Genomic DNA, 13,572 nt, shown 5'->3' with positions numbered 1-13,572 from the left:
GACGGCCCACTGCCAGCAACCTTGCGCGCTGCCACCAGGCTGCCCGCCAGCTGGATGTACTGGGTGCGCTCACCCGTTCCCTGGTCCCACAGGTACGCCAGCGCACCGCCCTGGCAGTAGAGGTAGTGCTGGTTCTTGCCGCTGTCGGCATCGATCACCGCACTAGGCGGGCGTGCCTGTCATACCGGTAGCGCTCCAGCGACGTTGCCACCCGCAGACGACTACCGAAGTCGGCCTGGTAGCCATGCCGGCTCCTGATAGAAAGTTTTGCGCGACATTCACGAAGGCACTATTTTTCAACCATCCCCTCAGAAGTTTGTCCATTGATCGAATCAAATATAGCCTTAAACAGGAGAAGTGCGAAAATCAACACCACCAACAATCTTACAAGCAGCGACACATCAAAGGAGAATCCATGAAAGAAATGAAGGTGCCTGACGCCCCCAGCCAAACTAATCCAGTAAGGTACGGGCGGGACTGAAATAAGAAGCGATGAGACGATGGCGACGATCCACTTAATCTTGGGAGCCCATACTGCAGCACTGATGGCAGCCAATATGGCCAACGCGGCAACCTCGACGTTCAGCGAACTCCTCCATGCAATTGCCATCAGAACGCCTGGCAGGAGGAGAAGCGCGACCCCGACAACTACCATGAGCACTCTCAAGAAGATCCTAGTGCGCGTCATCAATATTCCTTTGATTGTGACCAACCCAAACATCATTAATATACCCAGAAAGCACAGGGACGGCCTGGGGAGCCGCCCACCCCTCCCCAATTGAGATGACCTCCCCATTCACGGAGCCTCTCAGAACGTAGCCAAAATGCAATCCGTGACCCGGCTGAGTAACATTAATTACCCACACATTCCCAATGCGATCATTTGTCGTATAGCTCTTTACAGGACTTTTCGGATCGTTTCCCAAGAGTGCCGATGCCCGGGCCAAAAGACCCCGGCCGCCTTTTGGAGTTGCCGCATTAAGTGTCCCCGCAGGAGTCGCAGGAGTCGCAGGAGTCGCAGGAGCATCCTCCCCTGGGGTGGGATCGTTCACAATCGAGCGCTGTACTGCAGCATCCGATTTCTGATGGGCAGTGCGCCTATCATAAACATGATTAGTTGGACTACCCGTCCTATAGGTTCCAGTGAGTCCAGGCGGAGTCTCGAACTGAATTCGACTTAGAATCTTGCTTCCGGTTACGGGGATAGTGCAAGTTGTAATTCCATCCTTAGAGACGCAGTCCCTGCCGTCCGGGTCTATGAATTTGTATGGATTGCGGGCCGCATAGCCAGATCTATTGAAGTTGTGTCCGGCAGTTGCCATCACCGGATCCACCGACAAGAACACCCCCACTGTCGGATCCATATACCGCTGCTGCATGTACGTCAGCCCGGTACTGCCATCCATCACTTCGCTCATCGGTGTCTCCCTGGAGGAAAACAACACCTGAGCAGGAAATCAGTAGGTCATTACACCCTATCTTGGACAAACAGTTATTTCACCATCATCAACAACCAATCGCTTTTCTGGGCACCCCTTTAGTTCAGCATCCAATGTCACCACCTGAAATGCCTGTTTTAGCGCAGAACAAAGCTCATCGGTTTGAACTTCAATCGGTACCTCAGCAACCTTGCGCCAGAAGTCACCCAGTGGCAAAGAAGGGGCGTGGGACAACGTCTCAATTGAGCGCAAAATCCAGACGTCGAAATTGGAGGCTGCAACTCCTCCAAGAATTTTCACCACAGCCGCGCCGGTCACAGATTGATCATTTTTCACAGAATCCCCTCAACTGCCATCGATTGGCTGTGTAGGCGTACTTCGCGGTGCCGTCTTTGGGCCACCCTTTGCTGCAGCCCTCATACTGGCGAGGATCCGCCAGAATTCTTGAGAACGACGTCATACAGACAGGGAAACGGCGCTATTTCCGCGAATCTTGCATGCCGCGGGGATGGACGCATTCCCCTGGCTAACTGAAGAGTCGCCGCAACCGCCGAGTGCAAGCAAAACAGAGGAAATTGCCAAAGAACAACGGTATGACCTCAACACTTCAGCTCAAAGAAGTAGCTTTCAGCTGAGATGCATGCATTCGGACTAGACCTTCGAGAGTTCATCTCTTTTATCCCAGCATCCTTCAGGTCTTGTTCCGCTGGGTGACGCTTGTAGCCAACGCCGAAAACGATATCTCAACAGGGAGCCCCAACTCCCCTAATGCAACTACAGAAGAGTGATTGATAGCCAAATGGCAATCAGCCCCTCCACTGGGCAGCGCCGGCACCATCACCAAAAAATCGATAAAAGCTTCACTGACTCCAGGTAACTGTAGAACAGGGCGACAGGACTTTTCGATGATTGCATGGAGCCGCAGGATGAGTGATGACACATCTGATAGCCCTCCAGTCAAAGAAAGCATCCAAAGACCATTTCTATCCGTTACTTCAGTGCCCGCAGAGGTGGTCCATACGCGCCCCTTCGCGTGCGCCTTCGTTGGCTGCACGCCCAATAGATCTGTCAGAAGGCGGGGGTCAAGCGCATCTCCCTTCAAGAACAACGTCAAATCGCATGTCATTCGTTCGGCGCTCAAGAGCCTAATCTCCCAGGTTTTCGACTGTCCCGCCTTGAGGACTCACCACGTCACCCGTGCCAGGGCATGCTTGAAAATCTTGAGAGATCCGTCGGGTCAACGGCAAGTGACATATCATTAAATATGAACTCCTGCCTAGGCAGACCAGCAATATAAAGGCGCCCCGCAAACACCATGAGCACCGAGATCATCAACATCACTTCCCCAGAAACAGTAAAAAACGTCATTCCCGGGGTGATACACAAGCCAATACCCATCTTTTCGCGCGACACACCACCCCTCGATAAAGCTCCCTTCTGCCAGATCAGGAAAACCAGGCGCCACAACTACAGCTTTAGCCAAGAACGGTTCGCACTGATTTTTAATGATGTCATCCGACAGGCATTGCAAATAGAATTTCGCATCCGTGCCCGGGGCAATGTAGACGCCGGTAGAATCCGACAGCTCCGACATCATTTTTTCATTAGCATTCACTGTAACTCCACAGTTTTCTCGCAGATTGCTTGAGCGCCGTTACCGCAGGGTGGTCAAATTACCGCGACCACTTGGGAACCAAGACAATGAACAAGCGCAACCCCTTGCTCAACTCCTCTTTTGGCGCAGCTAGTTGAGATCTTCCAAGTCAACCGCCACTTCACTAAAGCTCGCCCGTTTGAGAGGGCCGATGGGCCGCAAGGACTGAACGTCAAGCGGAGCGTGAATTTCACCAATCAGCAAGTCGTCCGTTGTGCCGCCCTTCCCTTTCACGCGGAAGGTACCCACCACGGAGACCCACGTATAGGCGTGCTTCTCAAAAATGTCACGTTGAGTGTCGATGGGCCCTCTTATCCGAACAGATACTTCATCGGTCACTCCAGCCTCGAGAAGTTCTCGACTCGAACTCAGCAAAAAAAGCTCGCGCGCAAGACTGAGATACCCCTCAACGCGCACCAGCTTACCGTCAAACTGAATCGGCTTTTCAGCAAGCGCTAGTCCGACATGGCAACTGACGGTCAGCCCCACATTTCAGCGCGGGCGACACAGCGTCGCCTCCCCAGTTCTCACAACCAGTCAAGATGATCAAGCACACGAAGACCAGAAACATCCCCCGAATCAACTTCATTCAACCTCCTCAGCCTCGTTCGCGCAAGGAAGCATCTCTGCGTTCTGTTCTGCTTAAGAACTAAATGCACGCCACGGCCATCAGTGTACTGATTGACCCACCCCAATCATCGGGTGCTGCATCCTGTGCTGCCTATAGCAATATTCGACCACATCGGCCGCAATCCCAGCGCAACCGATGCACGCTCGCCGGTGACTGCACTCAGCAGCTCGAGGCTCTCCCGCTGGAAACAGAGCTCATTCTGCATCAGGCCACTTCCCAAGATGGTTTCTTCAAGAGATGGATCATTTGCATCCAGACCGGAACGTAGTTGGACGAAGACATCAACTGTATCTCGAGATAAGGAAGCCACGTCCAGAAGATTTTCACTTCTAAAAATCGCTGTCGCGCTTGCTGTAATTGCTATTGCGGCCGCGGCATCAAGTGCTGCGGAAGTGTAGTCGGAACTGAACATCTCGGTATCTGGAGCCTGATACTCACATGCAGCTACTATATCTGCGATGTCAGGGGGCAAGTCTCCCGTCTCTATCCATGCCCAAATTCCATCCAAGGCCTGCCGAAGCGTCTGTTCGTCACCGAAGTGAGACTCGAGGGAGAAGCACCGATAGTTCGGGATCATCCGCTCACAGCAATACACCATGAACATCACCTGCTTCCAAGCTGGCAACTTGGCAGCGCGCAACAGAAGACCGCCAGCGTTGAATTCCTCCATTAACCGACCTCACTTATCCTTGATGGGAATTTCCATCTGGTTCATTGTTTTTTGACACGAAGGGCACGCAGGACGACTCGGAGAGACACTCGTCGGGGTCAATCCCATTTTCTTCGCCGCAGTGACGCCGTTCACTTCCGCGTGCGTGCGTGGAGCTCCGTTCGCAGCTATTTCTCCAGCCTGCAAAGCTGCTCGTTGGGCTGGTCGCAAAGCCCCCTCGCTTGAGCTTACAACACGGATACCTTCAGCGGTTTCCGTCACTGCGGTCGTAACTTTAGTCTGTGTCACCGAGTTAAGGGTTGATTGAATTTCCTTCGCCCTTGTCAGCGCGCTCACTGCCTTCGCTTCGGCAGCGACGCTCTTCAGGCCGATGACGACTGGCCCAACTACCGCATGTTCCATCTGTCCCTGCGGCACCGCCATCATCAACTGATCAACTGCGTCTAAGCCATCAGCCACCCAGCTGATGATCTGCACTGACTGCTCCAGGGTGACTGGATGCGCCATATCATTTGGGCTACCCATTGCCTGTCGACCGTCTGGATCGGTGAACTTGTATGGATTGCTGGTTGCGTAGCGATAGCGATGGAATTGCCCCAAAGGCTGCTCATGGGCCGTCACCGGATCCACCGACAAGAACACCCCCACCGTCGGATCCATATACCGCTGCTGCATATACGTCAGCCCGGTACTGCCATCCATCACGTGCCCGGTATACCCCACCCCGTCCTGTGAGGCACCAATGCTGGCGCCATACGGCGTGTACGCCGTCCGCAGCACCACCGCCGCCTGCTCATTGGTCTCCGCCACCGGACTGCCCAGCGCATCGGTGTGCTGGTAGCGCACACTGACTGCCCCACTGCCAGCAACCTTGCGCGCTGCCACCAGGCTGCCCGCCAGCTGGATGTACTGGGTACGCTCGCCCGTCCCCTGATCCCATAGATATGCCAGTGCACCACCCTGGCTGTACAGGTAATGCCGGTTCTTGCCGCTGCCCGCATCGATCACCGAACTGCGCCGGCCGTGGCCGTCGTATCGATAGCGCTCCAGGCTGGTCGCCTGCCGCAGCCGGTTGCCGAAGTCGAACTGGTAGCCCTGCCCGTTCTTGATCGACAGGTTGCCTTGCACGTCGTAGCCCAAGCCGATGATGGCCGCACCGCCGGCGTTGCGCACAACGGTGAGGCGGTTGCTGCCGTCGTAGTCATAGCGGCGCTGGCCCTCGCCCGGCTGGGTCCAGGTGCGCAGGTTGTCCAGCGCGTCGTAACCGAAGCGGTACCAGCCGTCACCGCCGAAGGCCGGTGAGTACGCCGCCGTAAGACGGTCCTGCGCGTCGTACTGCATCTGTCGATTGTGACCACTGCCGCGGACCAGGTCGTTGATCGCGGTGACGTTTCCGTTGGTATCGAAGCTGGTCTGCAGATCCAACGTGCCGGTATCGGTACTGCGTGACGGCAACAGCCGGGCGTTCTGCTGCATCTGGTGAACGATGCCGTTGCCATACACGAACTGCTTCACTGCGCCGTTGGGGTAGTACTGCACGCCGGTCGCAAAGGTGCCGGCCTGGCTCGGTTGACCGAGCGCATTGGGCGCATACGTTACCTGCAGGCCTTGCGGGAAGGTCTGCACGGCAAGGTGGCCATTGCTGTTGTAACCCTGCCCCAGGCTCAGGTCGAGCACGCCCTGCTGGGTGAGCGTTTCGCCCGTCAGCAAGCGGCGCTTGTTGTAGACATAGGTATTGACCACCGCCGGCGTACCGTCGCCGTTCTGGGTGGTGATCTGCGCTGGCAGTCCGTCGGGCGTATACGCCCAGCTCTGGTTGCCGCGCCCGTCCGGGAAGGTGAGCGTGCTGGGGCGGTTGCGTGCGTCGTAGGTACGGCGCACGACGCGGCCGCTGGCCTCGGCGGCCGCGCGATCGCAACTCTGCGTATTCGGCAGCGACAGGCCCGACGCACTCCAGGTGAGATTGCCTGCCGCGTCGTAGCCCATCACGGTGGCGCCGGTTTCCGGCTCGATCACTTTGCACAGACGTTGCTGGGCATCGTAGACGTAGCGGCGGGCGAGCTGTAGTGGCGGCGGGATGCGGAATACGCCTGAGTTGCTCAACAGATCGTTGCCTGCGCCTGCAGGGGAGATTCCGTGCACATACAGCAGTGCGTTGGCATGTGCCTGGCGGATGGCGTCTGTCAGCGCAAAGCGGAACTGGTAGCGCGTCCCGGTCGACTGGCATGCCGCTGCATGAGCCGGCTCACTGGGGACGTCCGCACGCAGGGGCGCGAGCACCTGGCCCACACCTGCCGCACCCCCGGCATAGATGTGGACATCGACCGGATCCACTCGCCCACTGGAACAGGCCCACCCGCGCAGGTAGTAAATACCGTCCGCCCCCTGCTCCATCCCGTCCACAGAGCCCCGTATCACGGACTGCGCCACAACGGCAGAGACGGCACCGGAGGTGGCAGTCTTGCCGTTGTTGTCGGTGGCCACGCCCGTGATCTGGTAGCTGCCCGGTCCTGCCCCACCCCAGGTGAAGGCAAAGGGCGCCGCGGTGCTGCTGCCGATGTGCCCACCGTTGGCGTAGTAATCCACACGCACGACGTGGCCGTCAGGATCGCTGGCGTTGGCACTCAGGCCGATGCTTGCCGGCCCGATGAACGGCTGGCCGGTAGGCGCGTTGAGGCTGATGGTGGGGGGTTTGTCCCCCGCAGGCACCACGGTGAAGGTGGCGCTGGCGCTGCGTGTGCCTCCTAGATTGGATCGAGCGTTGGCAAAAACGGTATATGACCCTGCCGGCAAATTGGAGAACACATAGCTCAGCGACTCGCCTGACCCACTTGCCACCACTGCACCTGCATACGTGATGCTCAGTTGGCTGACGTAGACCCCGTCGTCGATGGTGAAGGCGACGAGGTTGACGTGGACAGTGGCCGGCGCGGTGTAGACCGCGCCCTGCGACGGACTGTCAATCTGAACCCAAACATACGGGTTGGCCTTTTGTGCCATGACCGGCCACGCCAGCACGACCCAGAACAGCAGCAGGTATTTCAGAAGATGCTTGTGCATGCCAACGACTCCTTGTCTGCGCCTGCTCATCGGTCCGGACCCGAACGGGAGATTTCGACCGGGTTGCCAAACACGTTGCGGGTGATCTGGGTGGAAACACCCTCCGGCGCGTCGATGCGCACTGGCAGGTCGTAGCCGGGTACATCCCACGCCTGGAAGCTCTCCACCGTGGCGAAGCCACGCGGATTGATCACCTGCCGGCGCAGCCCGTTGAGATAGTTGGTGGTGGTGGTCAGGCGGCCATGCTCGGAATCCACGCCCACGCTGCTGATCCGATCCAGTGCGTCATAGCTGGTGAACGTACCGGGCAACGCTGCGCGGAAATCGGTCACGCTGCGCGACGGGTAGGACTGGAAGGTCTTGCGGCCCAACCTGTCATACCGGCTGACCACCTGGGTCAAGGTCTGCTGCGGGTTGGACAGGTCCCGGCTTTCTTCCACGACCGGGCGCCAGAAGGCATCAAAGTAGAGACGCCGCTGGCGATTGCCCTCGGTCTCCGTCAGCCGCCAATGCCCGGCCGCCAAGCCAAGTTCGGCACCGGCCACCCGTTCGAACTGCCGGCCTATCGCGTTCCATGCCACCGTGTCGGCAGTGGGATAGGTTCGCTGGGAAAGGCGACCCATGGCGTCATAGGCGAAGGTGGAACTGAAGCCGTTCTCGTCGGTGGTCCGGGTCACCCGGCCAAGATCGTCCACAGCCGCCGATTCAGCGTTTCCATCGGCGTAGCCGACAACCCGGGGAATGCCGCGACGCCAGTCGGAGGCGATGGTGATGTTGCCTTTTCCATCGGTAACGCTCTCCACCTGACCATCGGCGTAGTAGGACAGGCGCATCTGCAGCTCGCCGAAGGCGTACTGCTCGATCGGCAAAGCGGTGTTGGCGTCGAATACCGTACGCGCTGTCTCCGCACCGGTTTCAACATTGACCGTGCGGGCGGTCTGGCCCAGCACCCAGCGCGCGGTGTTGTCGTGGTACTGGCGACTCTCCGTGCGCGCGAAGCCCAGGCTGCTGTTGGAGAGCGTCGATAGCGGGCGTCCCATTCCATCCAGCGCGGTGACGGTGCTGCTGAACGTTGCACCATCACGGCTGGTCGTTGTTTGAATGCCGGGGCGAAGGTACTCGGCGGTGTAGCCTCCGGTGCGTACCTGCTGGGTGCTACCCAGACGCGCCGCGAACTGCGTGCCCGCCAAAGGCCACTGATAGCGCTGCACTGTGGTCTGCAACACCGCCTGCGCGCTGCTTCCCTGTTCAACCTTGAGCAGCTTCCCTTCGTTGTAGCGGTAGCTGTTGCCGTAGGTATGCCGCGTCCAGCTGCCTTCCGGCCCCGTAATCGTGGTCACGGCAACGCCCGCACAGCTGTCGTCCAGGCATCGCGGCAGCGAGCAGTCGCCACTGGTGCAGACCGGGCCCGTACCGGGTGCGAAGGAGATATTTGCGCCGTAGCTGTAGGTCCATTCGGCGGTATCCACGCCCGGGCCCGACAAACGCTTCGTGCGCAGCACCACGCCGTCGTAAGCGAGCGGATACATGGCTACGTCGTCGTTGGGATCGTTGTTGGGGCGCGAGTAACCATTGCACACCATGGGCACGTTGCTGCGGCCGCGCATGCTGTAGCCCACGGTGAACTCGCCCACGGCGCCGGACGGATGCACGAAGCGGCCCACGCCGCCTGGCTCGTTGTTCAACAGCCCCGGATAGCCGCAGGTGCGGATGATGTCGCCGGCACCGGTGGAACGGTCGTACTGGAAATAGATGTGCGACAGCGCGTAAGCATCGATGGACCAGCTGCTGCCATCGGGCAGATCCACCCCTACCAGCGTGCCGGTCAGATCATTGGGATACGTGTAGCGATAGGTCCAGGTTTGCGACCCGTTGCTGATCTGCTGCACATGGCCGCGGGCGTTGTAGCTGAAGCTGATCTGCCGGCCGTCGCTGGAGGTGATCGCCTCCAGCCGCACCGGCGCGTTGGCCGCATTGCTGTAGCGGTAGCTTACCCAGTTGCCGAAGCGGTCCTCCACGCGCGTGGCATAAAGCTCGGACCTTATGCGGTTGGCGTTGGCCGGGTTGATGAGGTTGCCCGCGGCCACGCGGGGCTCGTAGAAGCCAGCCTGCCAGTCGAAGGTGTAGCGCATGCCGTCGGGTGTGTGGGCCACGAAGCCCTCCCCCACGGCATTCTGGCGCGACGGCGTGCAGGAGAACCAGGTGAAATCCGCCGTCAGCCATGGATACGGACCGCCAGTGGTGGGCCGTTGCACAGCGTTGGCTTCGGCCACGAGCATTTCCTGACTGCCGCGACCCGGGATGACCAGGCGGTTCCCCTGCCAATAGTCAGTCGGGCGGTAGTTGTTGCCGTTGACGTTGACCGTCGGGGGCGCCCCAAGGCCATTGATGGTCGTGCAGGCGCTTGCCCAGCCGGTCGCGCCCATGAAAACGCCGGACAATCGCGGCAGCTCCAGGTTCCAGTCGGCCATGGGCAGATCGTCGTAGTAGTAATCGGCACGATTGCTCGGTGTCATCGAGCGGCTCACGTCGATCGGAATTCCGGTTCCCGGCAGCGACAGATCCGTGGCCGAGAAACCGACGCTGCCGCTGTACATGTCCACGCTGTCGCCGAGCAGACCGCTTTCCAGCGCGGTCATGTCAGTCTTGCGCTGGATCAGCTTGTCGTACTCCTCCCAGGGATAACGCATGCCCTGGGCCTGGACGACGCCCGGCAGCAACAGGGCGACAAGGATCAACCGATAACCGCGCATGCTCACTCCTTCGAGACCTGGACTTCCTTGTCAGGCAGCGCTTCTCCCTATACCGGACAAGAACCTATGGACACACACCCACGACCCGTCGCAACTACACAGGTGCAGGCGATCAAGAACATTCAATAGTCGTACTGCGGCATCTACGGATATCCCCGCGCACTTCCCAGGTGCGCTATCCGCCACCGGTCTCCCGGCCGGCCGAGTATGTCACGCCGTCGCGACGACGGCACGCATCACCAACGGCCACGTCGGCCAGCCGCCCGGAAGGCGGCTGGCACTCCCTCAACTGCCCAGCGCGCGGCGGATCTCGTCCAACGCCGCAGGGTCATCCAGGGTCGACAGATCGCCCGGGTCACGCTCCTCGGCCAGCGCCTGCAGCGAGCGCCGCAGCAGCTTGCCCGAACGCGTCTTGGGCAGCGCGTTGACGATATGGATGTGGGCCGGCCGCGCGACCGCGCCGAGGGTGTTGGTCACCCGCTGCATCATCTCGGCCGCCACGGCACTGCCGTCTCCCTGCAGGGCCTGCTTGAGGGTGACGAACACCAGCGGCACCTGGCCCTTGAGTTCATCCTTGACCCCGATCACGGCGGCCTCGGCCACCAGCGGATGGCCGGCGATGCATTCTTCGATCTCGCGCGTGCCCAGGCGGTGCCCGGCCACGTTGATGACATCGTCGGTGCGGCCCAGGATGAAGGTGTAGCCGTCTTCGTCCTGGATCGCCCAGTCGAGCGAGCTGTACAGCAGCTCCTTGAAGTGGCTGAAATAACTCTGGATGAAGCGCGCATCGTCTTTCCAGACGGTGGTCATGCACCCCGGCGGCAATGGCGGGATCATCACCAGCACGCCCTTCTGCCCCGGCGCGACGGTCTCGCCGGTGTTCTCGTCGATGACCTTCATCCGGTAGCCGAGGTTCGGGAAACCGGGCGAGCCGAAGCGCACCGGTTTCATGTCCACGCCCGGCAACAAGGTCAGTGCCGGCCAGCCGGTTTCGGTCTGCCAGTAGTTATCGATGATCGGCTTGCCGAGTGCGTCGTTGATCCAGTGTGCAGTCGGTTCGTCGAGCGGTTCGCCGGCAAGGAAGACGTACTTCAGCGACGCCAGATCGTGGCGGCGGATGAAGTCCGCGTCGTGCTTCTTGAGCACGCGGATCGCCGTGGGCGAGGAGAACAGCGTGCGCACGCCGTACTGTTCGCACAGTGCCCACCAGATGCCCGGGTCCGGGTTGGTCGGCAGCCCTTCGTACAGCAGCGAGGTGCAGCCGCCGATCAATGGGCCGTAGACGTTGTAGGAATGCCCGACCGCCCAGCCCACATCCGAGGTGGAGAACATCACCTGGCCGGGCTTGCAGTCGAATACGGTCTCCATCGACTGCGCCATCGCGACCGCGTAGCCGCCGACATCGCGCTGCACGCCCTTGGGCTTGCCGGTGGTGCCGGAGGTGTAGAGCAGATAGCTCGGCTCGCTGGATTCCAGCCACACCACCGGTACATCCTGGTCGCCCACTTCGGCACGCAGCGTGGCGTAGTCGACGTCGCGGCCGGGCACCTTGGGTTCGGCCGGGTCCAGACCGCGCGAGACGATCAGCACGTGCGGTGGCGGCGAAGCGGCTTCGGCGCAGGCGGCATCGACCATCGCCTTGTACGGAATCACTTTGCCGCCGCGCTTGCCGGCATCGGCGGCGATCAGCAGCTTCGGTTCGGCGTCATCGATGCGCAGGGCCAGGTTGTGCGCGGCGAAGCCGCCGAACACCACCGAATGGATCGCCCCGATGCGCGCGCAGGCCAGCATCGCGAACACGGCCTCGGCCATGTTCGGCATGTAGATCACCACACGGTCGCCACGGTGTACGTCCAGCCGCTGCAACACGGCGGCGAAGGCATTCACTTCGCGGTGCAGCTCGCGGTAGGTGATCTCGCGGGTGACGCCGGTTTCGCTGGAGATGGCGACCAGCGCGAGCTGGTCCGGGCGATCGACCAGGTGGCGGTCGACCGCGTTGTAGCAGAGGTTGGTTTCACCGCCGACGAACCAGCGCCGGAACGGCGGGTTGCTGTAATCGAGGATCTGCTGCGGCGGTGTATGCCAGTAGATGCGCTGGGCCTCTTCGCCCCAGAACGCCTCGGGTTCATCGACCGAACGTCGATAGACATCTTCGTAATGCATGACAGCCCTCCCAGACAAAGCCATGGGGTCGAGCATAGTCCGATGGCCGTTGGCCGGCCGCACGACCTTGGTCGTAGGGACACCAAAAAAAACGCCGGGCAAGCCCGGCGTTTCTTCGTTCGGCGACCGGCCAACGGCCGGCACCCGACAGCGCGTGCGATCAACCCAGCAGGTGGGCGACGCCGGAGCGCTCTTCTTCCAGCTCGGCCAGGGTCTTGTCGATGTACTTCTGGCTGAAGTCGTCGACCGGCAGATCCTTGACCAGGGTGTACTCGCCGTTCTCGGTGGTGACCGCAAAGCCGAAGATCACGCCTTCCGGGATGCCGTAGGAGCCGTCGGACGGCACGCCCATGGTCACCCACTTGCCGTTGCTGCCCAGCACCCAGTCACGGATGTGGTCGACGGCGGCATTGGCGGCCGAGGCGGCCGAGGACGAGCCACGGGCTTCGATGATCGCCGCGCCGCGCTTGCCCACGGTCGGGATGAAGGTCGATGCGTTCCATTCCTGGTCGTTGATCGCCTCGGCGATGGAGGCACCATCGGCGGTGGCGAAACGGTAATCCGGGTACATGGTCGGGCTGTGGTTGCCCCACACGATCAGCTTCTCCATGCCACCGACCGGCTTGCCGAGCTTGGTCGACAACTGGCTCAGCGCACGGTTGTGGTCCAGGCGCAGCATGGCGGTGAAGTTGCGCGGGTTCAGGTCCGGTGCCGACTTCATGGCGATGTAGGCATTGGTGTTGGCCGGGTTGCCGACCACCAGCACCTTGACGTCACGCTTGGCGACCTTGTTCAGCGCCGCGCCCTGGGCGGTGAAGATCTTGGCGTTTTCCAGCAGCAGATCCTTGCGCTCCATGCCCGGGCCGCGCGGACGCGCGCCGACCAGCAGGGCGATATCGGCATCCTTGAAGGCCACTTCGGCGTCATCGGTACCGACCATGCCGGCCAGCAGCGGGAAGGCGCAGTCTTCCAGTTCCATCATCACGCCGCGCAGGGCGGCCTGGGCCTTGTCGACCGGCAGCTCGAGCAGCTGCAGGATGACCGGCTGGTCCTTGCCCAGCATGTCGCCGGAGGCGATGCGGAACAGCAGGGCGTAGCCGATCTGGCCGGCGGCGCCGGTCACGGCAACACGAACAGGTGCTTTCATGGGGATTTCCTCTGCTAAGAAGCGTAAAAACGGCCCCCTTCACAGGGGGCCGTCG

General features: G+C 60.7%; 11 protein-coding genes. All 11 read right to left on the bottom strand.

Annotated features, from left to right (window positions below; all coding sequences use genetic code 11):
- Positions 1–289: 289 nt before the first annotated feature.
- Positions 290–610 (bottom strand): hypothetical protein, encoded by a 321-nt coding sequence (locus tag ACTT2I_RS02255; RefSeq protein WP_421588925.1) that lies wholly within the window; start codon positions 608–610, stop codon positions 290–292.
- A gap of 64 nt (positions 611–674) precedes the next feature.
- Positions 675–1,406, bottom strand: a complete 732-nt coding sequence (locus tag ACTT2I_RS02250; RefSeq protein WP_443096848.1) for an RHS repeat-associated core domain-containing protein — start codon at positions 1,404–1,406, stop codon at positions 675–677.
- A gap of 69 nt (positions 1,407–1,475) precedes the next feature.
- Entirely contained in the window at positions 1,476–1,775 is a 300-nt protein-coding gene (locus ACTT2I_RS02245; protein WP_421100645.1) for a hypothetical protein, read from the bottom strand.
- A 355-nt stretch (positions 1,776–2,130) separates the two neighbouring features.
- Positions 2,131–2,580, bottom strand: a complete 450-nt coding sequence (locus ACTT2I_RS02240) for a hypothetical protein (RefSeq protein WP_421100646.1) — start codon at positions 2,578–2,580, stop codon at positions 2,131–2,133.
- 135 nt (positions 2,581–2,715) lie between these two features.
- Complete coding sequence (locus ACTT2I_RS02235; protein ID WP_421100647.1) at positions 2,716–3,054, bottom strand: hypothetical protein; 339 nt, start codon at positions 3,052–3,054, stop codon at positions 2,716–2,718.
- Positions 3,055–3,183: 129 nt separating this feature from the next.
- Positions 3,184–3,582, bottom strand: a complete 399-nt coding sequence (locus ACTT2I_RS02230) for a hypothetical protein (protein ID WP_421100648.1) — start codon at positions 3,580–3,582, stop codon at positions 3,184–3,186.
- Positions 3,583–3,788: 206 nt separating this feature from the next.
- Complete coding sequence (locus ACTT2I_RS02225) at positions 3,789–4,394, bottom strand: DUF416 family protein (protein ID WP_421100649.1); 606 nt, start codon at positions 4,392–4,394, stop codon at positions 3,789–3,791.
- Positions 4,395–4,403: 9 nt separating this feature from the next.
- Positions 4,404–7,454: an RHS repeat domain-containing protein gene (locus tag ACTT2I_RS02220; RefSeq protein WP_421100650.1), complete on the bottom strand. Its 3,051-nt coding sequence runs from the start codon at positions 7,452–7,454 to the stop codon at positions 4,404–4,406.
- A 26-nt stretch (positions 7,455–7,480) separates the two neighbouring features.
- Positions 7,481–10,207, bottom strand: coding sequence for a wall associated protein (locus ACTT2I_RS02215; RefSeq protein ID WP_421100651.1), 2,727 nt, complete (start codon positions 10,205–10,207; stop codon positions 7,481–7,483).
- Positions 10,208–10,492: 285 nt separating this feature from the next.
- Positions 10,493–12,370, bottom strand: a complete 1,878-nt coding sequence (gene prpE / locus ACTT2I_RS02210) for a propionate--CoA ligase (RefSeq protein ID WP_421100652.1) — start codon at positions 12,368–12,370, stop codon at positions 10,493–10,495.
- 160 nt (positions 12,371–12,530) lie between these two features.
- Positions 12,531–13,517 (bottom strand): malate dehydrogenase, encoded by a 987-nt coding sequence (locus ACTT2I_RS02205; protein ID WP_088435213.1) that lies wholly within the window; start codon positions 13,515–13,517, stop codon positions 12,531–12,533.
- Positions 13,518–13,572 lie beyond the last annotated feature (55 nt).

This window comes from Stenotrophomonas sp. PUT21 (assembly GCF_052232875.1).
Lineage (GTDB): Bacteria > Pseudomonadota > Gammaproteobacteria > Xanthomonadales > Xanthomonadaceae > Stenotrophomonas > Stenotrophomonas maltophilia_N.
Note: the sequence above shows the minus strand (reverse complement) of the source record. Positions and strands in the feature narration are given on the sequence as shown.